26 protein-coding genes are annotated in these 23,981 nt (G+C 63.9%); 10 read left to right on the plus strand and 16 right to left on the minus strand.

The annotated features are described in order from the left end of the window. Positions 1–3 precede the first annotated feature (3 nt). A complete protein-coding gene (locus FFS60_RS01480) occupies positions 4–534 on the minus strand; it encodes a chalcone isomerase family protein (RefSeq protein WP_137820928.1) in 531 nt (176 codons plus the stop codon). Positions 535–874: 340 nt separating this feature from the next. Further along, entirely contained in the window at positions 875–1,720 is an 846-nt protein-coding gene (locus FFS60_RS01485; protein WP_028630138.1) for an SDR family oxidoreductase, read from the minus strand. A gap of 100 nt (positions 1,721–1,820) precedes the next feature. Here FFS60_RS01485 and FFS60_RS01490 point away from each other — a divergent pair, with 100 nt between their 5' ends. Next, positions 1,821–2,783: a LysR family transcriptional regulator gene (locus FFS60_RS01490; RefSeq protein WP_137820904.1), complete on the plus strand. Its 963-nt coding sequence runs from the start codon at positions 1,821–1,823 to the stop codon at positions 2,781–2,783. A 45-nt stretch (positions 2,784–2,828) separates the two neighbouring features. Here the strand turns inward: FFS60_RS01490 and FFS60_RS01495 are convergent, their stop codons facing one another. The 4 genes from FFS60_RS01495 to FFS60_RS01510 form a co-directional block, all read right to left on the minus strand. Then, a complete protein-coding gene (locus FFS60_RS01495) occupies positions 2,829–3,461 on the minus strand; it encodes an SCO family protein (protein WP_137820905.1) in 633 nt (210 codons plus the stop codon). Between the two features lie 12 nt (positions 3,462–3,473). After that, on the minus strand, positions 3,474–5,339 hold the full coding sequence (locus FFS60_RS01500; RefSeq protein WP_028630140.1) for a multicopper oxidase family protein: 1,866 nt from the start codon (positions 5,337–5,339) through the stop codon (positions 3,474–3,476). Positions 5,340–5,798: 459 nt separating this feature from the next. Further along, entirely contained in the window at positions 5,799–6,563 is a 765-nt protein-coding gene (locus tag FFS60_RS01505) for a TIGR01458 family HAD-type hydrolase (RefSeq protein ID WP_171016469.1), read from the minus strand. After that, complete coding sequence (locus FFS60_RS01510) at positions 6,560–7,219, minus strand: twin-arginine translocation pathway signal protein (protein ID WP_137820906.1); 660 nt, start codon at positions 7,217–7,219, stop codon at positions 6,560–6,562. The genes FFS60_RS01505 and FFS60_RS01510 overlap by 4 nt, the downstream gene beginning before the upstream one ends. Positions 7,220–7,525: 306 nt before the next feature. On the opposite strand from FFS60_RS01510, the gene FFS60_RS01515 reads away from it, so the two are divergent. Continuing rightward, complete coding sequence (locus tag FFS60_RS01515) at positions 7,526–7,759, plus strand: hypothetical protein (protein ID WP_028630143.1); 234 nt, start codon at positions 7,526–7,528, stop codon at positions 7,757–7,759. A 66-nt stretch (positions 7,760–7,825) separates the two neighbouring features. Here FFS60_RS01515 and FFS60_RS01520 read toward each other — a convergent pair whose 3' ends face one another. After that, a complete protein-coding gene (locus FFS60_RS01520; protein ID WP_137820907.1) occupies positions 7,826–8,557 on the minus strand; it encodes a hypothetical protein in 732 nt (243 codons plus the stop codon). A 407-nt stretch (positions 8,558–8,964) separates the two neighbouring features. Here FFS60_RS01520 and FFS60_RS01525 point away from each other — a divergent pair, with 407 nt between their 5' ends. From FFS60_RS01525 to FFS60_RS01535, 3 genes are all read left to right on the plus strand, one after another. Further along, complete coding sequence (locus FFS60_RS01525) at positions 8,965–9,474, plus strand: YkgB family protein (RefSeq protein ID WP_028630145.1); 510 nt, start codon at positions 8,965–8,967, stop codon at positions 9,472–9,474. A gap of 167 nt (positions 9,475–9,641) precedes the next feature. Further along, on the plus strand, positions 9,642–10,526 hold the full coding sequence (locus FFS60_RS01530) for a LysR family transcriptional regulator (protein WP_028630146.1): 885 nt from the start codon (positions 9,642–9,644) through the stop codon (positions 10,524–10,526). A gap of 187 nt (positions 10,527–10,713) precedes the next feature. Continuing rightward, complete coding sequence (locus FFS60_RS01535) at positions 10,714–11,550, plus strand: bifunctional allantoicase/(S)-ureidoglycine aminohydrolase (RefSeq protein ID WP_028630147.1); 837 nt, start codon at positions 10,714–10,716, stop codon at positions 11,548–11,550. A 368-nt stretch (positions 11,551–11,918) separates the two neighbouring features. Here FFS60_RS01535 and FFS60_RS01540 read toward each other — a convergent pair whose 3' ends face one another. The 5 genes from FFS60_RS01540 to FFS60_RS01560 all read right to left on the minus strand — a co-directional run bounded on the left by FFS60_RS01540 (position 11,919) and on the right by FFS60_RS01560 (position 16,672). Further along, positions 11,919–12,770 carry a CAP domain-containing protein gene (locus tag FFS60_RS01540; protein WP_137820908.1) on the minus strand — a complete coding sequence of 284 codons (852 nt, stop codon included), beginning with the start codon at positions 12,768–12,770 and terminating at the stop codon, positions 11,919–11,921. Positions 12,771–12,924: 154 nt separating this feature from the next. After that, complete coding sequence (locus tag FFS60_RS01545; RefSeq protein ID WP_028630149.1) at positions 12,925–13,638, minus strand: anti-sigma factor domain-containing protein; 714 nt, start codon at positions 13,636–13,638, stop codon at positions 12,925–12,927. Next, a complete protein-coding gene (locus FFS60_RS01550; protein ID WP_028630150.1) occupies positions 13,635–14,186 on the minus strand; it encodes a sigma-70 family RNA polymerase sigma factor in 552 nt (183 codons plus the stop codon). Before FFS60_RS01550 ends, FFS60_RS01545 begins: the two co-directional genes overlap by 4 nt. Before the next feature lie 77 nt (positions 14,187–14,263). Further along, positions 14,264–14,806 carry a DUF3455 domain-containing protein gene (locus FFS60_RS01555; protein WP_137820909.1) on the minus strand — a complete coding sequence of 181 codons (543 nt, stop codon included), beginning with the start codon at positions 14,804–14,806 and terminating at the stop codon, positions 14,264–14,266. A 117-nt stretch (positions 14,807–14,923) separates the two neighbouring features. After that, complete coding sequence (locus tag FFS60_RS01560; RefSeq protein WP_137820910.1) at positions 14,924–16,672, minus strand: diguanylate cyclase; 1,749 nt, start codon at positions 16,670–16,672, stop codon at positions 14,924–14,926. A gap of 196 nt (positions 16,673–16,868) precedes the next feature. Here FFS60_RS01560 and FFS60_RS01565 point away from each other — a divergent pair, with 196 nt between their 5' ends. Together FFS60_RS01565 and FFS60_RS01570 are read left to right on the plus strand one after the other, a co-directional pair. Continuing rightward, entirely contained in the window at positions 16,869–17,573 is a 705-nt protein-coding gene (locus FFS60_RS01565; protein ID WP_137820911.1) for a YebC/PmpR family DNA-binding transcriptional regulator, read from the plus strand. After that, positions 17,551–17,802 (plus strand): hypothetical protein, encoded by a 252-nt coding sequence (locus tag FFS60_RS01570; protein WP_137820912.1) that lies wholly within the window; start codon positions 17,551–17,553, stop codon positions 17,800–17,802. The genes FFS60_RS01565 and FFS60_RS01570 overlap by 23 nt, the downstream gene beginning before the upstream one ends. A gap of 108 nt (positions 17,803–17,910) precedes the next feature. Here FFS60_RS01570 and FFS60_RS01575 read toward each other — a convergent pair whose 3' ends face one another. Next, the gene (locus FFS60_RS01575) at positions 17,911–18,810 is read right to left on the minus strand and encodes a DMT family transporter (protein ID WP_137820913.1); all 900 of its coding nucleotides are present in this window, start codon (positions 18,808–18,810) and stop codon (positions 17,911–17,913) included. A gap of 130 nt (positions 18,811–18,940) precedes the next feature. Between FFS60_RS01575 and FFS60_RS01580 the strand changes: the two genes are divergently transcribed. Then, positions 18,941–19,378 (plus strand): Lrp/AsnC family transcriptional regulator, encoded by a 438-nt coding sequence (locus tag FFS60_RS01580; RefSeq protein WP_137820914.1) that lies wholly within the window; start codon positions 18,941–18,943, stop codon positions 19,376–19,378. 85 nt (positions 19,379–19,463) lie between these two features. Here FFS60_RS01580 and FFS60_RS01585 read toward each other — a convergent pair whose 3' ends face one another. Continuing rightward, complete coding sequence (locus FFS60_RS01585; protein ID WP_137820915.1) at positions 19,464–20,312, minus strand: type 1 glutamine amidotransferase domain-containing protein; 849 nt, start codon at positions 20,310–20,312, stop codon at positions 19,464–19,466. 14 nt (positions 20,313–20,326) lie between these two features. Then, on the minus strand, positions 20,327–20,632 hold the full coding sequence (locus tag FFS60_RS01590; protein WP_137820916.1) for a putative quinol monooxygenase: 306 nt from the start codon (positions 20,630–20,632) through the stop codon (positions 20,327–20,329). Between the two features lie 95 nt (positions 20,633–20,727). Between FFS60_RS01590 and FFS60_RS01595 the strand changes: the two genes are divergently transcribed. Next, a complete protein-coding gene (locus FFS60_RS01595; protein ID WP_137820917.1) occupies positions 20,728–21,645 on the plus strand; it encodes a LysR family transcriptional regulator in 918 nt (305 codons plus the stop codon). A 75-nt stretch (positions 21,646–21,720) separates the two neighbouring features. Beyond that, complete coding sequence (locus FFS60_RS01600; protein ID WP_028630160.1) at positions 21,721–23,574, plus strand: ABC transporter ATP-binding protein/permease; 1,854 nt, start codon at positions 21,721–21,723, stop codon at positions 23,572–23,574. A 51-nt stretch (positions 23,575–23,625) separates the two neighbouring features. Here the strand turns inward: FFS60_RS01600 and FFS60_RS01605 are convergent, their stop codons facing one another. Next, complete coding sequence (locus tag FFS60_RS01605) at positions 23,626–23,949, minus strand: carboxymuconolactone decarboxylase family protein (protein ID WP_028630161.1); 324 nt, start codon at positions 23,947–23,949, stop codon at positions 23,626–23,628. Positions 23,950–23,981 lie beyond the last annotated feature (32 nt).

Raw genomic sequence — 23,981 nt, forward strand, 5'->3', positions numbered from 1 at the left:
GATTCATTCGGCAGCGACCTCAAGGCCAAGTAGTCGGCGTCGCAGCTCGGGGTTGCGAGTGCGCGGGTCCAGCCAGATTGCAAAGAAGGCACGGGCGAAATCCGGGTCCTCCACCTCTCGACTCAACTGCCCATCCACATAGAAGCGACACCCCCGGCCTGGCAAGTACAGGCCAGTGATGCTCTGGCCGGGAGCCACATCGACAAAGGCTTCGCGCATTTCATACGCCCAGTGTGACAAGCGCTTCTGGTCGAGACTTTCACCACCGAGCCGGCGTATCTCGTCCAGGCTGGTCTCGACCAACGCGTCACGCTTGATCTCACGGCGGTAGGTCAGCTCCAGGGCGAAAGGCTGATCCAAGGTTGGGCTCGAGTCCCGGCTCCAGAGCCTCGCTTCGTAGACTGCAATGCCAAACCACTTGAACTGGCCAGTGCCAACAGACCGCGCCCCTGGCAAGTCGTCACGCCAGTCCGCCAGCGCCGCTGTCGTGCCCAGCCATAGCGTCAGGGCCAAACCGCTCACCGTCGGAAACATGCGCTTAGGCAGCCCGATTAGTGCCACCTCGATCCTCCGCCTGCCGTAACTGGAATGCCAAGATTAATTGTACAAAAAATACATTTGTACAATTTATAGCGCCATCAGGCTGAGCAGTCCAGCTGCGCCAGGCTGGAATTGGCTTCATGCACAGCGCGGCCATCGGGCTTCTCAGCTGAGTCTGGTTGTCTGGCGTTGTCCTTGCCTGGTGGATGAAAAGAGCGTCATCCCCCCTTGCGCGGCAGATCAATCGCGCATCGCTGACCGAGCGCGTGCAGAGCAATCTGAGCAGCGCCCCGTTGAAGACCGGTTCAGGCGCTGCATCGTTGGGCTGGGTTCCTCAGCCCGATCTGCGAACTGACATGGGCATGAGCCGCTCGCGCATCAGCGCCATGTAGGCCTCTTCCGAGGTTTCGCGACGGGCCCTGACCAAGGGCTGGATATCCTCGGTCGCCACATAGCGCAGGCGGTCGCTGCGATCATTGGCGGCCTGCAGGATCACCCGTGCCACATCTTCGGAGCTGGCCAGGCGGTTGGCGCGCAAGCCGTCGAACACCCGCTCGGCCGCCGCGACGAACCCTGCATAGTCCTCTGGCGTATCGACCTGGCTGGCCTCGGCTGCCAGCCGGGCGGAGAACTTGGTGTCCAGCACCCCACCCGGCTCCACCAGTTTGACGAGGATGTTCTGCGACAACAGTTCGTAGGACAGGGACTCGGAGAAGCCTTCCAGCGCGAACTTGCTGGCGTTGTAGGCAGAAATCATCGGCAGGCCGAACACACCGGCACCGGAGCTGATGTTGATGAGTGTGCCGCGCTTGCGGGTGCGGAAGTGCGGCAGGATGGCGCGGGTCACGTCCATCACGCCGAACAGGTTCACATCGAACTGTTCGCGGATTTTCTCCGGCGTCAGTGACTCGAAAACGCCATACAGGCTGAAGCCCGCGTTGTTCACCAGCACATCGATGCCACCAAAACGCTCGATTCCGGCGGCAATGGCCTCATGGATGCTCGCCGCTTCCTGGACGTCCAGGCGCGTCACCAGCACATTGCCGACGTCGGTCAGTTCCTCGCCGGCACGAACGTCACGCATGGTGGCAACGACGTTCCAGCCCTCTCGGGCGAATAGCTTCGCGCTGTGCAGGCCGAAACCGCTGGACGCTCCCGTGATCAGGACCGTTTGGCTCATGAGTAACTCCTCGACAGGTAGTGGAGAAACCACCTTAAAGGCGCTTATTGTTCTGGATAAGCCAGACAATCCCGCACGAGCTGATGAGCCAATCAGAACAATGAACCGCTCCGGACTTCTCGAACTCAACGCAGTTGTCGCCGTCGCGCAGCACCGTAGCTTCCGCCGCGCCGCCACCGAGCTGCAGGTTTCACCCTCGGCGGTCAGCCATGCCGTTGCCGCCCTGGAACAACGCATGGGCGTCCGGCTGTTCCACCGCACAACCCGCAGCGTCTCGCTTTCCGAAGCCGGCGAACAGTTCCTTGCCCGCATCGATCCCGCCCTGCGGGAAATCGCAGCGGCCATGGAGTCGGCCAATCGCTTCCGCGAGACGCCACGCGGCACCCTGCGCATCAACACGTCCGAGGGCGCGGCACAGATGACCCTGCGCCCCATCATGCTGACCTTTCTTCAACGCTATCCCGACATGCAGCTGGAGCTGGTCACCGACGATGCCCTGGTGGATATCGTGGCCGATGGCTTTGACGCCGGCATCCGCCTGTTCGAGAGCGTGCCACAGGACATGATCGCCCTGCCCTTCACGCCGCCGCTGCGCCTCGCGGCGGTCGCCTCGCCGTCCTACCTGGCGGGCAGGTCCATCCCCACCGTCCCCACGGACCTGCTGCAGCACCTGTGCATACGCCGCCGCTTTCCCGGAGGCACGCTGTTCAAATGGGAATTCGAGAAAGATGGCCAACATGAGGTGGTGGACATGCCCGGCCAACTGACCCTGAACAGCCAGGCACTCACCCTGCAGGCCGCACTGGAGGGTGCCGGCATCGCGGTGCTCGGTGAGTTCGCGGTCGCGCCCCACTTGGCCAGCGGCAAGCTGGTGCGCCTGCTCGATGACTGGATGCCGAGTTACCCCGGACTCGCCCTCTTCTACCCGGCCAATCGTCACCCTTCCGCCGGCATGAAGGCGTTCATCGAGGTGGTGCGGGAATTCGCCCGCGAAACGCCCACCGACGCCCCACCCGCCAGCTCTCCGGTCCGGATACGAGAATGGCTTGACCCGGCCGGATGAGGCACCCGTTCAGCTTGCCTGGATAAAGGACTCGGATGCCGAACGCTACACCGCCCGATGTCGATAGGAAAACTCCGGGTCAACGTGATCGATGGTACCCAGGATCTGCTCGGGCGAGCCCAGTGCCGGCGCCATGGTCCAGCGCTCAAAGCGGTCGTTGCCGATGCGCAGCATGCCGGAGTGGGAGTTCTTGTCGCGGTCCACTTCCGGTTCCGGATCGTAGAAACCCAGACTGAAACGCACCTGCTCGACATCTGCGGGAGCTCCGGTCAGGAACATCCAGCCGGGTCCCACGCCGTGTCGATCGGCGTACTCACGAAGGGTCTGCGGGGTATCCAGTTCGGGCGCCAGGGTGATGGAGTACAGGTGCACCTGCCGCCCCAGGCGAGCGCCCAGGAGTCGTTGCACCTGTTTCAGGTTGGCGGTCGCGGTGGGGCAGATGCCGGCGCAGGAGGTGTACATCATGTTGATCGCCACGACCTTCCCGCGAATCAGGTCATCGTAGAAGCGCACACGCTTGCCGTATTGATTGGTGAGCATCACGTTGGGCAATTGACTGGCCGTACGGTTGGGGCGATCCGCCCGCGCGCCCTGAGTAGCGCCCAACCCGAGCGCAATCCCCACTCCGGCCACACCCAGGAGTCCGGCACTCACCAGCAGATTTCTTCTCGTGTTCATGGCTCGACACTCCTAGGCACTCGGTTCTTCGTTGTCATCTTCATCACCTTCGAGGTCCCAGCGGATCATCATCGCGTGGTCCTCGTGGATCACGTTGTGACAGTGCATGACGTACTTGCCCTTGAAATCCCGAAAGCGAAAAAACACGACCATCGTCATGGTCTGGTCGAGCACGAAGGAATCCTTGCGACCTCGCTCGTGCAATGGAATCGGTACTTCGACGCCATCGACCAACTTCTTGAGCATGATCCCCTCCTCGAAGTGCGAGTGAATCGGGTGCGACCAGCCACCTCCCGTGCTGGCGAACTCCCAGATTTCCGCGCTCCCCTGGCGAACCCGCGCCCTTGGCCGGTTGACATCTACCAGTTGTCGATTGACCTGCCACAACCCATTGCGCCGATCGAACTCCCAACGCCGAACCGGCAAACTTTCCAGCTCTTCGGGCGACGGCATATCCGGCAATGGGCGCAAGTACCGGGGCACCTGGCTCAGGTCCTGCTCAGGTGGATGGCGATCGACGATGAACTTCATGACGCGGGTGCCGGGGGCTTTGGAGTCCTTGGGTTTGCGCGTGCTCTCCTGGCGCAGCCGGTTGGTCAGGTAGAGTTCGGTGCCAATGGGGTACTTCGAGAAGTCGACGATTATGTCGGCCCGCTCCGCCACGCCAAGCCGGACGTGGGTGAAGTTGAACAGCGCTTCGGGAAGCAGGTTGCCGTCGTTGGCGATGTAGGTGAATCGCTGAACCGCATTGCGCGAATTCACCAGGTACAGGTCGTAGAAACGGCTGGGGCCGCTGTTCAGCAATCTCAGGCGGTACTTGCGGGCCGCGACCCGCAGCACCGGTTCGATCTTGCCGTTGATCACCACCTTGTCACCCAGGACGCCCTCGGCATGGAGCTGGTCGTAGAACAGCTGCCCGTCGGGCAACGGCGTAAATCGACGATCACCGAATGCCAGAGGGTAGTCGTAGGGATGGCTGGGAAGCCGCAGGGCGCTCGGGCGCGGATCGCGTTCATCGCCGGAATCGATATGGTCGAACAGCAGGTAGAAACCAATCAGCCCGCGATAGACGTTGGGCGCGGTGTAGTCCAGCGTGTGGTCGTGATAGAAGAGCGTTCCCAACGCCTCCCGATAGTCGCCGATACCGTTTTGCAACTCATCGTAGCCGGCATAGATATTGGGGTAGAAGTGATCCTTGAACGTCCCTCGGCCCTGCTCCGGGCCGGAGCGGTTCAGCGTTGGCCCCGCCTCATTGATGCTGTAGTAGTCGCCCGGAAATCCGTCGCTCTCCGAGGGGGTGTGCGCGTTGTGCAAGTGCGTTGAGATTTCCGGCGTACCGAAACCGACGTGATCCGGCGGCAGGTCGTTGTAGATGCGACAGATCACCGGCGCACCGTATTCGGCAAAGATGGTCGCCGGGACGGTCGCATCGGGGTTACTGCCGCGATACGCCCAGACTTTCTGCTTGGGCAGGTCTGGGTGGGTCACCCACTCTGCATTCTGCACCACGCGCAGCTCATAAAGCTCCGGCGCGCCCAGCGCGCCGGTCAGTTCTTCGTAGCGCTGATGCGCGTCACGCCCCGCCTCTCCTGCCGAGACGTTGGGCTCGATGGTAGGCGGCGGAACCAAGGCATCGGTATGCGCCACCGGAACGATGACCTGCGGCAGCTCCTCCATCCAGGGCCGGGTCTTCGGGCTGGGCGGAAAGATCGGTTGCGGCGTGGTGACCCATTCAACGGCTTGGCTGGGCTTGCTCGCCGGGAGCCAGGGTACTGCCAGGGCAGCCGCTGATAATTTCAGGAATGTTCGCCGTGTTGTGTCGCTGTTGTTCTGCTTGCTGGATAGTGCTTCCTCAGTGTTCCGCTTGCGGGTTCGCATCTGGTAGTTCCATCACCCCATCCTCAACGCATGCCATTTCAAACCGCCCTAGCCACGGTTAATCGAATGTCCTCTCCCCGGCGCCAAATGTGACCACCGCGCAATCGCTTCTTGTTGAGCGAATGTCGCTTCTTCATAGTTAAAGCAGGTTTTCTAGAACTAGCGGCCCACTCGTCTGGCAATACGCCACCACGCAACACCAAGAAACAAATCAAGTACTTATAGAGACCAAAAAAATCAAACAAGAAAATGGTCAATTTAATGACGAACCGTTATCCCGGGTTATGCCCTGGAGAATCGTCGGAGGACGAAAGGCCAAACACGCCGCCTCGGTGACTTATCCAGGCGGCCCGTAGGATGGCGTAGAGCGAAGCGAAACCCATCGGCGCGGATTGATGGGTTTCGCCGGCTCGCGGAACGCCGCCCGACCCATCCTACGCAGTCATGCATTCCCCGAAATCAGCAAAGCCGCGCCACCGCCTCAGCCAGATCGGCGGCCACCCAAGCCTCGGCAGCTCGGGTCTCGTCTCCCGGTCGATACTTGCCGGTCCGCACCAGGCAGGCATGCAGGCCGGCAGCTTGCGCGCCGAGAATGTCAGCCACCAGGTCGTCGCCAATCATCAGTGTGTTGCCGGCGCTTGCACCCATATCGTCCAGGGCACTGCTGAAGAAGGCCGCGGACGGTTTGCCCAGCACCAGCGCGGTGGTGCCGGCGGCATACTCCAGGGCGCGCACGAAGGGGCCTGCGTCCAGGTGCAGGGCGCCCTGGTCACGGAAGTAACGGTTGTCGCCCATGCAGATCAGCGGCGCGCCCTCGATCAGCAACTGGAAGGCGCGATTCAGACGCTCGTAGTCGAAGCGCATTTCCGCATCGCCCAGTACCACCGAATCCGGCTCCGCGGTGTCGAGCCATTCGGCGAACTCTTCATCCAGCCCCGGATGGATCAGGCAGAACGGCCGTAAGCCCGCTTCTTCTATGTGGCGGCGCACCGCCCTGGGCGCCGTGAAGAGTTGCTCCGGCTGAACGTCGAAGCCCATGGCGGTCAGATGCCTGTGGATGGCCGACCGGCTCTGCCGCGAGGTATTGGTGAGCAAGCGTAGGGGGTAGCCCTTATCCTGCAACCGACGCACGGCCTGTACGGCACCGGGTATGGGCTGGTCGCCGTCACAGAGCACGCCGCTGATGTCGAGCAACACGGCCTGCACGGCGGTGCTGGGGTTCACCCGAAGCCCCGCGCCAGCACGATGTCGAATACGCCACGACGAAGCTCGCCGTCCTGCTCCAGCTCGATGGTGTTGGTGGTGCGGTCATGCGCCCAGGGGTCCCCGGCGATGAAGGGGTCGCCCTTGAAGTAGAGCTGCAGGGTGACTGGCACATGGAGCGATTCCATGACACGGAAATGAATGTGCGCGGGGCGCATCAACCCGCCGTACTTTTCCAGCCCGGGCAGGTTCGGCGGTACGGGGTAGCGGCCGGGCATGACAGTCTCGATGCGGTACTTGCCCTGCGCATCGGTGTAGAGCATGCCGCGCAACTTGAAGTTGCCCTTGTCGGTGTAGTTGCCGGGCGTCTCGGTGTCGTACAGGCCGGTACTGTTGGCCTGCCAGACTTCCACCAGCGCATTCGGGATGGGCGTTCGGCAATCGGCGCTGAACACTGTGCCAGTCACCACCAGGCGCTCGCCCGGCTCCTCGGGGCCGGCCAAACGCGACTGGAACGGCGCGCCGAAGCGGTAGTAAGGGCCGAGGATATCGCCCTGGGCCACCGGGCAGCCTTGCTGGGCGAAGGCAGACCTCGCCAGCAGCCCGCCGCCCAGAAGGACAACGCCGCCGCCGAGGAAATGACGCCGCGAGATGCCTGCCTTTGGATGCTTGTTCACGCCCACCTCCTCCCGGTATGGCCCGGTCGTAGTGACGACGGCACGCCAGAATGCCAACCGTCAGCACATACGGTGAGGCGCGTGCCTTAAGAGTCTAGGCACTGGCCAGCGCGCCGTCAGGCCGGTTGGTAGACGCCAGGCGGCGACACTTGACGGCGCGAACGACGGACGCCTGCCTGTCCGTCGGTAAACCCAATCGTCCGCTCGTACCATCACTCCCCTTCCTTTCAGGAACCGCGCCCTGCCCCGATCTACCCTCTGGGTACTGCGTAAGGCCCAGAAAGGCCGGCCCACCGGAGTGATGCCATGAAAGCAAACGATGAGCTGAACCTCGAATCATTCAGTCTGGAACCTATGGAGTCGGCCGCAAAGGCGCCGTCCTCTCCCGGTCGGGCCAAATTCCAGATCGATACGCGCGGCGGTGGTGATCGTCGCAAGGCCTGTGATCGCCGCCAGACGATCCGCTTCGAGCAAGACCGCAGGCAGGGAAATAGACGGGGCAAAAGCAGCGACCCTTGGGACCAGAACGTCGACTTCTGACCCGTGTCAGCGCCCGTCGAAGGGGCGGACTTTGCTCGATGCGGTCAGCGTGATGAGGGCATCGCGTCAGGAGTAGCGAAGGTCGCTGATATCGATACTGACCAGTAGTTGCGCCTCGATCGCCCGGTTGTTCGCGTCGCGGCGATAGGCCCGTCGCTTGCCGGGCATGCGCAGTCCTCCACTCTCGACATAGTCATGGACGTACTGGGCGGCGGGCAGGCCGCCGCTTACGTCGACGCTGTAGTCGTGTCGGCGCAGCAGGAAATCATCGTCGAAATAGAAGTCTTGCAGCGCGCAGTGGGTGGCTACGTTCTCGGGGAAGTGCACCCGCAAGCGCCGCCAGCGCTGGCCGTCCTCCGCCCAGGGAACGATCTCTTCTGCCCTTACCCCGGGCAGCGTGAACAGAAATGGCATGGTCAGGTACGACCACATCGCGTAGCCATTGAAGTAGGCCCGATGAAGCGGGTCCCAGGGCGTCGTTTGGTCGTGATCACGGAAAGACGTCCGCGGGTCCTGCCGCTCCGCCACCACGTGCCCCTCGGTGGTTTCGATCGCGATCCGGTCGGGCGTGTAAGCCGTACGCTGGTTCGGGGCGCCGAATGGCATCACCGATGCGCGCTGCTCGTGCAGCCAGACGGTCATCTGCCGTGGGTTGCTGTCCTGGGTCAGCCCCTTCATGCCCCACAGTAGGCCGCCAGTCACGATGCTGGCGTTCACCCTGCTGAATGCGCGCCAGCGATCCGCCCCACCATGGGCCATCAACACCCGCTCCAGCAGTTCGCCGCCCTGCCCGTTCATGGCAATCGTCCTCTAAAAGAGGGCCGACCTACCGGCCCCATTACTGGAAAGCCAAGCCCAGAGCCGGGTACTGCGCCAGCGGCGCTGTCGGCTGGTGCTTCGTGCCAAGTGGCCGGAGTAATGGCCAGTGGATTTAGACGATCTGCATCGAACTTCGTACGTTCTGTGCCCAAAGGCCAAGTGCATGCGGCAACACTATCTCCACACCCCACGCAGCCCGCGGGGGATCACGAGGAGATAACTCATCAACGGCTCGGATGAGATCGAAAACTGATGGCCCCTGGCGTGAGGGGCACGGAACAACGACTCGATTGTTCTCACGCAGGTTGCATGTTGAACCCTCGTCCCATGGCCACTCAATCGGATTCGCCGGGACGACCCTTAGCCAAGTTACTGGAAGCCAGATCATGAACACGATTGAAATCACCCACCAAGCCAAGAACACCCTGCCGAACAAGCTGTCGCTCGGGACCTCCATCACGGCGGTCGGCATCTACGGTGCCTACTTCGCTCTCGCCGTCATCTACTTCTGGTTCGGCGGCATGAAGTTCACGCAGTACGAAGCAGAAGGATTGGTACCACTCGTGAGCAACAGCCCGCTGCTGGGCTGGCTCTATGACCTGTTCAGCGTGCGAACCTTCTCTACCCTGCTCGGGTTCCTCGAAGTGTCCATCGGTTTGCTGATTGCGGGACGCTTGCTGTCGCCAAAGCTTTCGCTGGTGGGCGGCGCCCTCTCCGCCGGCTTGTTCTTCACCACGTTGAGCTTCATGTTCTCGACCCCCGGCGTGATCGAGCCCAGCGTGGGATTCCCCGGCATCAGCGTTGCACCGGGCCAGTTCCTCCTCAAGGATCTGGGATTGCTCGCCGCGTCCATCTTCGTGGCCGGCCACTCGCTGGCCAGGATCGAATCCCGCTGAGCTTGCCGGAACCAAGGCCTGGGGCACCAAGGTGCTCCAGGCCTTCTCTGTTTCCCCCGAGAACCGCCCCCATTCACCTGCCCTCCGGAAACTCGGCACGAAGTGAATTGCCGGAGCGAAGTTGAGCTGCTAAAAGCGGAATTGCCATTCAGAAAATAGATTCCGCCATGAGCGAAAGTGACAAATCGAATAGCCGCCTCTTCGACCTCGACCTGCTGAGAGCCATCGTCACGGTGGCTGACTGCGGCAGTTTCACCACCGCCGCAACGCGCCTGCATTCCACCCAATCCACCATCAGCCAGAAGATTCGCCGCCTGGAAGAGATGGCCGGGCATCGCCTGCTGGAGCGTGGCAATCGCGACGTGCTACCCACCGACGCCGGCGAGACGCTGCTGGGCTACGCGCGGCGCCTGCTGGCGTTGAACGACGAGATGGTCGAAGCACTCTCCGGTGCCACGGTGGCACTGACGGTGCGCATCGGCGTGCCGGACGATTTCGCCAGCGGACGCACCACGGAGCAACTAGCGGCCTTCAACCGGCGATACCCGCAGGTGAAGCTGGAAGTCACCAGCGGGCTCAGCCGCGATCTCTCTGCCAGCTACGACCGTGGCGAGTTGGACCTGGTGCTTCTCAAGCAGCGTCAGAACAGCCGTGAAGCGGTCGCCTGCTGGCCGGAGAAGACGCGTTGGGTGGACAGCGCCAACAACCCCTGCATCGACCTCGACCCGCTGCCCATCGTCACCTTCCCGCCGCGCGGGGTGTACCGCGACGAGATGATCAGTGCCCTGGAATCCGTGGGCCGTCGCTGGCACATCAGCTTTACCAGTTCGAGTCTCAGCGGCATCCAGTCGGCCATTGCGGACGGCATGGGCATCGGCCTGCTGCCGCTGCGTGCAGTGACGGCGGGGCACGCGGTGGTGGCTAAAAACACGGGGTTGCCCTCGGTCGATGTCTTCGAAGTTGCCCTGCTTCATCGCCCAGCGGCGGACCCGATGGTGCAGGAACTCGCCCGCGTGCTGACACGGGTCCTGGCCCAGGACACTGGGGGCTGAGCGGTGGCCGCGCTCGCATTCGAGAAATGAATACGGCGGATTTCAACATTTAATTTGTGCATGAACTCGCTGCTGGATATGTTGGTTCCCAGCGACGGCCAGCACCCCCGGTGGCGCGCCGATCTGCACGAATTGTTCGCCCTGGCGCCACGCGCCAGGCAGCAAGACAACAATGAGGAAATACCCCATGGCCAAATCCACCTATTACGCGCCGCACGGCGGGCACCCGGCACAGACCGAGCTGCTCACCGACCGCGCGATGTTCACCGAAGCCTATGCCGTTATCCCCAAGGGCGTGATGCGTGACATCGTCACCAGCCACCTGCCCTTCTGGGACAACATGCGCATGTGGGTCATCGCCCGCCCGCTGTCCGGTTTCGCCGAAACCTTCTCCCAGTACATCGTCGAGCTCGCCCCCAACGGCGGCAGCGACAAGCCTGAGCAAGACCCGAACGCCGAAGCCGTGCTGTTCATCGTGGAAGGCGAGCTGAGCCTGACCCTGCAGGGCCAGGTGCACACCATGCAGCCGGGCGGCTATGCCTTCATTCCGCCGGGCGCCGACTACAAGGTGCGCAATACCTCCGGCCAGCACACTCGCTTCCACTGGATTCGCAAGCACTACCAGAGAGTCGACGGCGTACCGCTGCCGGAAGCCTTCGTCACCAACGAGCAGGACATCGAGCCGAAGGTGATGCCGGACACTGAAGGCCGCTGGAGCACCACCCGCTTCGTCGACATGAGCGACATGCGTCATGACATGCACGTCAACATCGTCAACTTCGAGCCGGGCGGCGTGATTCCCTTCGCCGAAACCCATGTGATGGAGCACGGTCTGTACGTGCTGGAAGGCAAGGCGGTGTATCGCCTGAACCAGGACTGGGTCGAAGTGGAAGCCGGCGACTTCATGTGGCTGCGCGCCTTCTGCCCGCAGGCCTGCTACTCGGGTGGCCCGGGTCGCTTCCGCTACCTGCTGTACAAGGATGTGAACCGCCACATGCGCCTGACGCTGAACCAGCCGCACTGATCCACCTCGACGGGAGCCTAAGGGCTCCCGTCGTCGTTTCTGCCTCTGCTGGGAATGATGGGTATCGCTTCGCTCCACCACATCCTACGAATGGGCGCCATGCTGACCGTAGGTTCGCGTAGAGCGCGGCGAAACCCAACGATTGAAGGCCCGCCATGCGTGGAGCCTGGAGCTTCGCATTGTTGGGTTTCGTTCCTCTACCCAATCTACGGAAGCCGGGGAACTGGGAATGATGGGTATCGCTTCGCTCCACCACATCCTACGAATGGGCGCCATGCTGACCGTAGGTTGGCGTAGAGCGCAGCGAAACCCAACGATTGAAGGCCCGTCATGCGTGGAGTCGGGGAACGGCATTAAGGCCGCGCCGGTTACGGTGAGCCGAACATTGCCGTCCAATAGATGCCCGCGTCGCTTTTCGGGTCCACCGCGTAGGCGGCGCCCAGTTCGCGGAACGCAGGGTTCATCAGGTTGGCGCAGTGGCCCGGGCTGGCCAGCCAGCCTTCCACCACCTTGCTGGCGGTATCGAGACCTGCAGCGATGTTTTCACCGATCACCTGGGCGGTGTAGCCGGCCAGCTCCGCACGGTCGCCGGGGGTGCGGCCGTCGCGGTCCTTGTGGTCGAAGAAGTTCTGGTTGGCCATGGCGCGGGTGTGCTCCAGCGAGGCGCCGGCCAGGGTGGCATTCCAGGTCAGGGGGGAGGCGGCGGCGAAGGGTTGCGAACCGCATTGGCGCGCCTGGGTGCGGGCGGTGTTGATCTGTTCCAGCAGTTTCTGCCCTTCCACCTGCCAGTCGCCCAGACCGCCGGCCAGCAGCGGCCGAGCCAACACGATGCGCCAGTCCACGCCCTCACGGCTCACGCCGACATCGACGAACTGCGGGTCCAGCACCACCTGGCAGAAGCTTTCCTGCAGCGCCTTCATGGCTGCCTGTGCGTCACGGGGGCCGGAGAGGTTGATGGCCTGCACATTGACCAGCGGATAGGCCGTGCGCGAGAGCGCTTGCTGCAAGTCGCCAATGCTGCCGGCCGGCAGAATCAGCCGCGGGTCCGGCCTGAGCGGTGGCAGTTCCATGGAAGCCTGGCCGGCGCAGGGCTGTACCTGGCCACGATAGGCGTTGATGGACTCGACCAGCTGCGTCTCTTCGTTCGCCACCGCGGTGCCGGCCAGCACCAGCCCCATCGACAGTGCAGCAAGGCGCAGAACGGATGACATGACCTCCATGGAAACCTCCCTCAAGCTGATTGCGCCCAATGATGCGCGATTCCACCCCATCCTGTGCAACCTCTCGTGGCAATTCAGCGAACGACGCTGATGGGGCTGACCAGCAAGGAGACGGGGCGCACCGGTGGCGGAACACGGGGTTCCGCCACTGGCCTCAGAGCACCTTGACCGCGCGCCCGATGAACTGCACAGGTCCGGTGGGCTTGCCGACGGGGGAGCCGGTGGCGCTCTCCAGGGTCAACTCGAACAACTGGTTGGGTTGCAGCGGCGGCAGTTGGTCGATAGGCACGCGCAGCGGCTGGCCCGGCTTGACCAGTCCGAGGGAGACCGGCCCTTGCCAGTCATCGGCCTTGGTCCAGAACTCCAGCGCCTTGCCAGCCGGAACCTCCACCACACCAAGGGGGATCAACTGGACTTCTGTGGGGCTGCTGGCCTGCACGACCCAGCCCGGCGACTTGTCCAGGGGGGCCACCAGCACGACCAGGTAGGCAGGCGTGTCCAACGGCACCGCGCGGGTCAGCAGCAGTGTTGCCAGCACCAGCGAAAACGCCAGCCCGGCACCCGCCAGCCCCCGCCAGAGCGGCAACAGCGTCCACCAGGATGGCGCTCTGGCGGGTTCGTGTCCGGCACGGTGCCCCAGCTCGCCGATGCTGCGTTCGATCCGATGCCAGAGGTGGGCGGACGGGGTGCAGGGCTCGGCCAGGTTCGTCAGTGGCAGGAGCCGTCGCTCCCAGGCATCCACCGCTGAGCGCAGGGCATCGTCATGGGCGAGGCGGCGCTGCACTTCCTGGCGCTGCTCGGCAGACAGCGTGCCCAGCACATATTCGCTGGCCAGTTCTTCGAGGTCGTCTCGGGCGCCTTCGGTCATCCCATGCACTCCCGCAATGCAGCCAGGCTGCGTTTGATCCAGGACTTCACGGTGCCCAACGGCGCACCCAGCCTGCTGGCGATCTCCGCGTGGGAATAGCCCTCGACATAGGCGTGCAGGATGCATTCACGGCGCGGGGGCTCCAGCCGATCCAGGCAACCGTAGATGCGACCCGCGCCGGTGCTCCATTCGAAAGCCCCAACGCTCTCGCGCAAGTCGTCCCAGGCGCCAGCCGTCTCATCGCCCTGATCGCCCAGGTTCAGTTCACGGGCGCTGTCTCGCATGAAATTGAGGGCCAGGTGGCGGGTGATGCTGAAGATCCAGCCCCGCGCCGAGCCCCGCGCCGGATCGAAACGGGCAGCGTGGGTCCAGATGCGCAGAAACGCGTCGTGGACGATGTCCTCGGCCAGGGCATTGTCCCGCGCGATGCGTCGGGCCACCCCCAGCAATCGCGCCCCTTCCTGTTGGTAAAGCGCCTGCAACGCCTGGCGTTCGCCGCGGGCGCAGGCCCTCAGGCAGCTGTCATAGTCAAATTCGGGTTCGGCCAAATAGTTGCTCCCTGCCTTGTCATCGCGCCGGGAGCCCCCGACGTTGTGTCGGGGGTCCCTGTGGAACGGATAGACCGTCACTTGGCCGTCCAGAATATGTAATCGGCCTGGTACTTCACTATCTCGCGCTTGCCCATGGTCGTGGCGGAGCACTCGGAAGCAGGCGCCACGCCACCCTTCAGGGCGACCCGTTGAATGTAGCTGACACCCTTCATCAGGCCATCGCCAGTCGCAGGGTTGGCCTTGACCAATTGATACGGCAGGTTTCCCGTCCCGGACGGCGCAATCGCCAGTTGGGTGCCGGTAATGCTTGAGCCATCTTGCGCCTGCCAGGTGGCCGGCGGGCCGAAGTAGCTGCCCACCGGCTTGCCGTCGCGATCGTTCAGTACTGCCTTGGGACCGACGAAGGTCCACTCCACCTGGCCCTTGGCATCCACCTTTTCACGGCACTCATAAGTGATCTCGCCGACGCCAGTGGTTTCCAGGGCCACCTTGTTGCCCTCCGGGACCTTCACGGCGTCTGGCAACATGACCTGGGCGAGCACCACTGGCGCGGGCGCCAGCAGGCAGGTGAAGGCAAATGCTGTGGTGAAGCGACGAACAAAGGCTTGAGCGTTCATGAACGGCCCTCCAATGGGGTTTCAGGTCAACAGCCCGGTTGGCTGTTACCTGTACTACCCACGCGCAGGGCAATTGGATGCAGTGCGGAGAAGAAATTTCAGCAATCGGCGACGCGCTCAGTGGCACTCGATCCGGTTGCGCCCAGCGCGCTTGGCTCGATACAGCGCCATGTCGCTGCGCGACAGGCTGGCTTCCGCGCGGGTGTCGGTGGGATGGAGCGCAGCGATACCAACGCTGACCGCCAGCGCCAGGCGCTCTTCGCCATGTTCAACGGGAGAAGCTGACAGTTCGCCTTGCACCCGCGCGGCGAACAACCGCGCCTCGTCGATGGAGACATTGCTCAGCACCACGGCGAACTCCTCGCCGCCCATGCGCCCGGCGGCATCGGTACGGCGCAACTGGGTACGGAGGATCAACGAGAAATGCCGCAGCGCCTGGTCTCCCACGGAATGCCCCCAGCGGTCGTTGATGGCCTTGAAGTGGTCCAGGTCGAACATCAGGATTGCCGCGCTGTAACCCGCTGTTCGCTGCACGCGCGCCAGCTCGGCATCCAGCTGCGCCATGAAGTGCCGGCGATTGGAAAGCTGGGTAAGGGAGTCCGTGGTGGCGAAGACTTGCAGCTCAGCTTCGATCAGCTTGCGTTCAGTGACATCGGTGATGAAGCCATGCCAGAGCACGCCGCCGTCCGCCAGCGGTCGGGGACGTGCGTCCCCCTGGCGCCAGGAAAGGCCGCAACCAGGCAACTGCACGCGGTACTCCAGGTGCCAGGGCGTGAGATCGCGAGCGGAGCGCTCCAGGGAATCGAGGTAGAAGATCAGGTCGTCGGGGTGGATGATGCCGTGCAGCGCGTCGGCGTTCCGGGTCAGTTGCTCCGGCGCCAGCCCATAGATCTCGCGGACGCCGTTGCTGACGTAGGAAAAGAAGGCGCTGCCGTCCAACTGGCGCCGGTACTGGAAGACCATGCCGGGAATTTCGTTGGTCAGGTCGGTCATCAGCGCCGCCGCTTGCTGCATCTTCTCCGAGAGGTTGCGCATGGCGGTGACGTCGGTGGTGGTACCCACCATACGCAAGGGCTTGCCCGCCTCGTCCCACTCCACCACCTTGCCGCGGCTGCACACCCACTTGTAGAGGCCGTCCCGGCAACGCAAGCGGTGCTCCACCTCGTAAGCCTCGGTACGGCCGTCGAAGTGGGCCTGGATGCTGGCCTGCACATAGGCCAGGTCCTCGGGATGGACGCGCGTGTAGCTTTCCTCGATGCGGTTGCCCACCTCGTGATCGGCATAACCCAGCAGCGCTTTCCAGTCGGTGGAGTAGTGGATTTCACCGGTCAAGGCATTGCGGTCCCAGATGCCGGTGCCGCTGCCGGCAATGGCCAGGGCCATGCGCTTCTCGCTTTCCCGAACACGCTCCAGCTCCAGCCGGTCCACCAGCATTCCGCTGGCCAGTTCGGCGAACTCGCGCAGCACCTGCTGCTCTTCAGCGTCCAGATCGCGGGGTTGATCGTGCAGGAGCCAGAGTCGGCCCATCAGGGCGCCATCGGGCGCCAAGAGTGGACAGGCGGCGAGAAAGCCCAGGTCCGGCAAGGCTTGCGCCAGCGCTTCCGGACACCCGTGCGGTTGCTGAAGGAGGTCGGGGATCACCACGGGATCATCCCCACGAAAGCCCGGGGGGAGCGTAACCAGGCCATCGGACAACGCCTGGACGCATGCCGGCCCGGCGCAGCTGCGGATCTGCTGGATGCCACCGGCGCCCGTGGTCATCACGGTGGCCATCACGCCGAACCGGCTCTTGAGCAAGCGGATCAGGTTGTCGAATCGCTCATCGCTCGCGCTATGGGGCGCACTGGAACTACTGGGCAACTGCATTCGGTCTCCGCTCGCAGGGGCCATGGGCGCCATCTGGCGTTGATCAGCCTGGGTACCAGCAATCTATCCATAATGGCCATTAGACGCCAGATTCCCCCGAAGGTCCCTCACGGAACTGACGAGCCGGCTGGCAGCCGCCCCCTCTCCCCAAGTAAAATCCGGCGCCATTTCCCCAAGAACCTGCGAGAGAGCCACCATGGGCGCCCAGTGGAAAGCCAAACCTAAAGAAGCCGCCGCCAACGCCCGAGGGAAGATCTTCGGCAAACTGGTGAAAGAGATCATGATCGCCGCGCGTAACGGTGCCGATCCTGACATGAACCCCAAGCTGCGTCTCGCCGTGCACCAGGCCAAGAAGGCCTCCATGCCGAAAGACACCCTGGAGCGCGCCATCAAGAAAGGCGCGGGCCTTTCCGGCGAAGTGGTCAACTACGAGCGCACCCTCTATGAAGGCTTCGCGCCGCACCGGGTACCGGTGATCGTCGAATGCCTGACCGATAACGTGAACCGCACCGTCGCCGAAGTGCGCGTGCTGTTCCGCAAGGGCCAACTGGGCACTTCCGGCTCGGTCTCCTGGGACTTCGACCACCTGGGCATGATCGAGGCGGAACCTGCCAGCGCCGATGCCGACGTGGAACTGGCCGCCATCGAAGCAGGCGCCCAGGACTTCGAAGCCGACGACGAAGGCGCCACCCTGTTCTACACCGACCCGACCGACCTGGACGCCGTGTGCAAGGCGCTGCCGGACTTCGGCTTCACCGTGCAGTCGGCCAACCTGGGCTACAAGGCGAAGAACCCGGTCAGCCTGTCCGGCGCCGAGTTGGAGGAAGTGGAAGCCTTCCTCGAAGCCCTGGACAACCACGACGATGTACAGAACGTCTATGTCGGCCTGCAAGCCAGCTGATCCGGCAAGCCGCCGGCAGTTCCACGAGGAGCATGCCGGGCAGGCCCGTGACGAAGCGCTGCGCCTATTAGCGCAACGTGACGCCATGGGCCCGCGCTGGCTGGCCTGGGTCGCCACCGAGCTGTATCACCTCAAGCCTTCGGCGTTCGCCAACATGGTGCGCCGTGAGCTGGAACGCCTGAACACGGCCGACCGGCAGTTCGGCCAGGCGTCGAAAGAGGTGCATTGAGCGCACCGCGCCCGTAGGTTGCGGCTGAACGCAGCGAAGCCCAACGATGTGGGAGTCGGGTCTATGCGTTGGGCCGCGCTTCGCTCTACACCAACTTACAGGCGCCGCCTACGATTGGGCCTGCGCCGCGCGCCGCAGATTGAAACCCCAGCCCTGCTGCATCCCCATCGCCGCGACGAGGATGGCCGCCACGCCCACCCACTGCAGCAGTTCGAGCTGGCGGCCGAAGGCGAACCAGTCCACGAAAATCGCCGCAATCGGGTAGATGAACGACAGTGCGCCGGTCAGAGCGGTCGGCAGTTTCTGGATGGCGCCATAGAGCAGCACGTACATCACGCCAGTGTGGATCACGCCGAGAGTCAGCAGGATGGACCAAGTACCGGTGCCCTGCGGCAGACTGGACAGGTTCGCCATGGGTGCCAGCAACAGCACCCCGGTGGTGACCTGGATCAGCGCGATCAGATGTGGTGGCACCCCGCTCAGCCGCTTGATGATCAGCGCGGCAATCGCATACAGCAGCGCCGCGCCCAGGGCCAGGGCAATGCCCGCCAGGTAATCGCTCCCACTCTCACCCTGCCCGCCATGGGCGCTGACGATGGCCAGCATCCCCACGAACGACACGGCCAGCCATGCCAGCTTCTGCAGGGTGATCTTTTCACCGAGGAACAGCGCTGCCAGTCCGACCAGCATGAAGGGCTGGACGTTGTAGATCGCCGTGCCAATGGAGATGGACGCCCGCGAGTAGGAAGCGAACAGCAGCACCCAGTTGCCGACGATGGCCACGCCGCTGAGTACCGCCAGGAGGAAGGTCGCTCGGGTCAGGATGCCGGGGCGCAGGAAGCCCATCGCCGAGCAGATGACGAGCAAGGTCAGTGCGCCGAACAGGCAGCGCCAGAACACCACATCCAGCACTGGCTGCCCCGAGAGCATCACCAACCAGCCAATGGTGCCGGAGATGAGCATGGCGGCGACCATTTCCAACGAACCGCGATGTATTGATTTGTCCATGATGGGCTCCTCTGTGTGGCGCACAGTATGACGAGCCATAACCGGCAGTTTCCATGCGATAGCAAAGGCGCATTTCGCCATCTACCTTTACTATCAAGGCACTTTTATCCGTTTACCTAACGAGGCCGCCATGACCGACGACATCGACCAGTTGCTGATCTCCGCCTTGATGGAAGACTCGCGCCGTTCCCTCAAGGCCCTGGCGCAGATCAGCGGCCTTTCCTCCCCCAGCGTGGCGGAGCGGCTGCGCAAGCTGGAAGAACGCGGTGTGCTCACGGGCTACACGGTCGAGGTAGACCCGAAGGCCTTTGGCTACCAGCTCCAGGCCATCGTCCGCATCCGCCCATTGCCCGGCCAGTTACAGGTGGTGGAACGCAAGATCCAGGACATTCCGGAATTCACCGAGTGCGACAAGGTGACCGGCGACGACTGCTTCATCGCACGGCTGTGCGTGCGCTCCATGGAACAGCTCGACACGCTGCTGGACCGCATCAACGTCTTCGCCGAAACCAGCACCGCCATCGTCAAGAAAACCCCGGTGAAGCGACGACTGCCGCCGATGGCTTGAAAAGTCTTGCCGCACGGCGCTCCGTTGAGGAGCGCCGCCCGGCAAGTTGGTGCCCGGCGCCAACCTGCCAGAGCGGCGTAGCGCGTTACTCGCCCTTCCCCGCCCCCAGCTGTTCCACCAACGCCTTGGCCAGCGCATGGTCGGAGAACGGGTTCTGGCCGGTGATCAACTCGCGATCCACCACCACGTTGGGACTCCAGGCCGTGGCGTAGGCCATGTCGCCGCCTGCGCCCGACATCGCCTTGGCCGGGTAGAAGAGGATGCGGTCGCCGTTGAGGGAGCGTTCGAATACCTGCTCTTCCGGGTCGGCGAAGATGGTCATGCGGTAGCCCTGATAGACCCAGTTGCTCGCCGCCGGCTTCTCGCCACGGGCCAGGGCCGCCTGGTAACTGGCGGGGTCGTCCTGGGCCGAGAGCAACGCAATGGGTCCGTGGCAAATGGCGGCAGTGGGCTTGCCGGCCTGGTGGAAGTGACGCAATAGCGCTCCCACTTCGGGGTTGTTGGCCAGGTCGATCAGCGGCGCGTGGCCACCGGGAATCAGCAACCCGGCATAGCGGTCCAGGTCTCCGGCCAGTACTTCTTGCAGCGACAGGCTGTCGTTCATGCCCGGCAGGCCTTCGACCACCTTCTGGATGCGCTTCATTTCCGCTGCGTCTCCGCCGAAGTACTGCGGATCGATGGAGCGCTCGTCCACGCTCGGCGCGTTGCCCCTGGGGGTCACCAGTACCAGCGCGTAGCCCGCCTTGAGCAAGTGGTCCGCGGGTACGCCGAACTCGTTGAGGTAGAAGCCGGTGGGGTACTGCTTGCCGTCCTTGAGTGGCAACTGATTCTCGCTGGAAAGCAGCACCAGCACCTCGCCCTTGGGCGCCGCGTTGGCCGTGCCGGCCAGCATCGCGCCGGCAAGGGCCAGCGCCAGGGTGGAAACCTTGGTCATGTTGAATCTCCTGATCAATTGAACGGTGCCACGTCCAGCGGACGGGCGAGGCGTACCTGGGTGGGCGCGGCCAGCCAGTCGGCGGTGGCGGCGCGATACGCCTGGTAATGGGCGCTCTGGCGATGGGCTTCGACGGCAGCCTCGTCGGCGTAGAGCTCGAAGAGGTCGAAAGCCAGCACCTCGCCCTCGCGGATGAACAGGTCGTAACGCAGGTTGCCGGGCTCAGCCCGGGAGCGCTCGACCATCACCCGCAGGGCCCGCTCCACCGCGTCGCGGTGCTCGGGCCTGGGGCTGATGGTGGCGAAGATGCTGAGGGTCATGGGGTCTCCTGGATATCAGCGCGTCAGTGGCCGCCATCCTAGGCAAGGCACTAAGATTCGATAATTCGAAAGCCTTTATTTCTGGCATCCAAAAAATGAATATCACCAAGAAGGACCTGAACCTGCTGCAGGTCTTCCACGTGCTCTACCAGGAACGCAATGCGTCGCTGGCGGCCGAGCGCATGGCCCTCAGCCAACCGGCCTTGAGTCACAAGCTGAACAAACTGCGCCACCAGTTCGGCGACCCGCTCTTCGTCCGCGCCCCTCGCGGTCTCACCCCAACGCCCCGTGCCCACGAGCTGGCGCCGCAGGTGCAGCGCCTGGTGGGCGAGCTGGAAACCTTCTACGAGCTCTGTGATGGACAGGACTTTCTCGGCCGCGCCGAGCGCCTCCATCTCTACAGCACCGACTACGTGGAACAGATGCTGCTGCCGACACTTCTGCCGATCCTGCGCAGCCAGGCGCCGAACCTGGTGCTGGTCACCCACAACACCCGTGGCCAGCTCCCCCGCGACGAGCTGGAGAAAGGCACCTGCGACCTGGCGATTGCCGGCTTCTACACCGACCTGCCAGGCACCTTTCACCAGCAGCGCCTGCTGAGCGAGGACTTCGTGGTCCTGGCCTCCCAAGGCAACGCGCGCCTGGCCAACGGCCTGGACCTGGACGCGTTCCTCGCCTGCGAGCACCTGCTCACTACCCTTACCGGTGACCTCGATGGGCTGATGGATCGGGCCCTGCAGGCCAGGGGACTGAGCCGCCGGGTCGCCGCCGGGCTGTCCAGCTTCATCGCACCGACCCGACTGATTCGCGGCACCGACCTGCTGCTCACCTGCCTGCGCTCACTGGCCGAAGAAGCCGTGGATCGCGACCCCGACCTGCGCATGCACCCGCTGCCGTTGGCATTGCCGCGGGTCGAGGTGATGCAGATCTGGCATGAACGGACCGACGCCGACCGCCTGCGCCGCTGGTTCCGCAAACAGGTCCAGCAGGTGGCCGATTCCATCGCGCGCTGACCCTCGAGTCGCTTCGCGCCTGACCCGGCTCTGGAGTATCGTCGCCAGATCTTGATCACAGAAGGCAGGTGGGCGATGGCAGCCCTGGATGACAACCCGGCTCCGCAGGACGCGACCGGTAACAAGAACGACGGCTCCGCTCCCATTGCACGCAAGGCCGGCACCCGTGGCGATGCCGCCGTGATCGCCACCTTGCTGCCCTACCTCAAGCCCTACACCGGCCGCATCGCCCTGGCGCTGGGGCTGATCTTCGCCGCCAAGCTGATCAACCTCTATGTGCCGATCGCCCTCAAGCAGATCGTCGATGGGCTCAATGTCGAGCCCAGCCTGTTGGTGCTGCCGGTGGCCCTGCTGCTGGCCTATGGCGCCTCGCGTATCGGCGTCACCCTGTTCACCGAGCTGCGCCAGGTGGTGTTCGCCCGGGTCATGGCGCGGGCCTCGCGGCAGATCACCCTCAAGGTGTTCCAGCACCTGCACGGGCTGAGCCTGAGGTTCCACCTGGGCCGGCGCACCGGCGGCGTCGCCCGTGACGTCGAGCGTGGCGGGAGTGCCATCTCCGACCTGCTGGACTGGACGCTGTACACCATTGTCCCGACCCTGCTCGAAGTGCTGCTGGTCACTGCAGTGTTGGTCTGGGCGTACGACTGGGGCTTCGCCTTCATCACCCTCGCCACCCTGGTCGCCTACGGCATCTGGACGTTCGCCATCACCGAATGGCGCACCCGCTACTACCGCGCAGCGGTGGAGGCGGACACCCGCGCCAATGAGCGCGCGGTGGATTCGCTGCTCAACTACGAGACGGTGAAGTACTTCAACAACGAAGCCCACGAGTCGGCACGCTACGACGAGAACCTGCGCCATCTGGAGAACGCCAAGGTCAAGGCCACCAAATCCCTGGCGCTGCTCAACCTGGGCCAGACCTCCATCGTCGCCATGGGCGTCACGGCCATGATGTGGCGTGCCGCCGCGGGCGTCGTGGCCGGCGAACTCACCATCGGCGACCTGGTGCTGGTGAACACCTACCTGCTGCAGCTGTCCGCCCCGTTGTTCATGCTCGGCATGATGTACCGCGAGGTGAAGCAGGCGCTGACCAACATGGAGCGGCTGTTCGGCCTGCTGGACGAGCGCCAGGACGTGCAGGACGCGCCGGGCGCCACCCCGCTGCAAGCCACCCGGCCACGGGTGCGCTTCGAGAACGTGCACTTCGGCTACGACCCGCGCCGGGAGATCCTCCACGGCGTGGACTTCGAGATTCCCCCCGGTGGCACCGTGGCGGTGGTCGGCCATTCAGGCTCTGGCAAGTCCACCCTCGCCCGCCTGCTCTACCGTTTCTACGACATCGATGCCGGGCACATCCGCATCGATGGCCACGACCTGCGCGAACTGACCCAAGGCTCGGTGCGCAGCGCCATCGGCATCGTTCCCCAGGACACCGTGCTGTTCAACGACAGCATCTACTACAACATCAGCTACGGCCGCCCCGAGGCCAGCCGCGAGGAGGTGGAAGCCGCCGCCCGCGCTGCGCATATCCACGATTTCATCCTGCGCCTGCCTGACGGTTACGAAACCCCGGTGGGCGAGCGCGGCCTCAAGCTCTCCGGGGGCGAGAAACAGCGCGTGGCCATCGCCCGCGCCCTGCTGAAGAACCCCGCCATCCTGATCTTCGACGAGGCCACTTCGGCCCTCGATTCCAAGTCTGAAAAGGCCATCCAGACCGCGCTCGACCGCATTCAGGTCGGTCGCACCACCCTGGTCATCGCCCACCGCCTCTCCACCGTGATGGACGCCGACCAGATCCTGGTGCTCGACGCCGGCCGGGTGATCGAGAAAGGCACCCACCGCCAGTTGCTGGACATCGGCGGCAGCTACGCACAGATGTGGCTGCTGCAGCAGCAGGAACCCGAAGCGGACAGCTCGCCTAGCGCCTAGTCCGCAGGATGCGGTTGCGCGCAGCGGTACCCATCTCCGCCAGAGCGCACCTTATTCCTTGCTCTCCAGCACATCCCCCGCCCAGCTCAGGGCGGCCATCACCGTAGGGAACCCGATGGTGCTGGTGAGCACCAGCAGGGTGTGGTGGATATCTTCGGGCGTGGCACCGGCCTCCAGGGCGCGGCGCGTGTGGCTGTGGACGGCACCTTCGGAGTGGATGGCCGCCGCGGCGGCGAGCTGGATCAATTGCAGGCTGCGCTCATCCAGGGGGCCGGTCTGGCGCACCACGGCGCCGAGGGTTTCCACGGCCTGAAAGTAAGCCGGATGCTGCTTCTTGAAGCGTTTGTAGGTGTCGAGATCGTGCTTGCGTTCCATTGTGGCCACCTCGCTTGGGCATGCCCTTACAG

Source organism: Pseudomonas sp. D(2018) (assembly GCF_005502555.1).
Taxonomy (GTDB): domain Bacteria; phylum Pseudomonadota; class Gammaproteobacteria; order Pseudomonadales; family Pseudomonadaceae; genus Metapseudomonas; species Metapseudomonas resinovorans.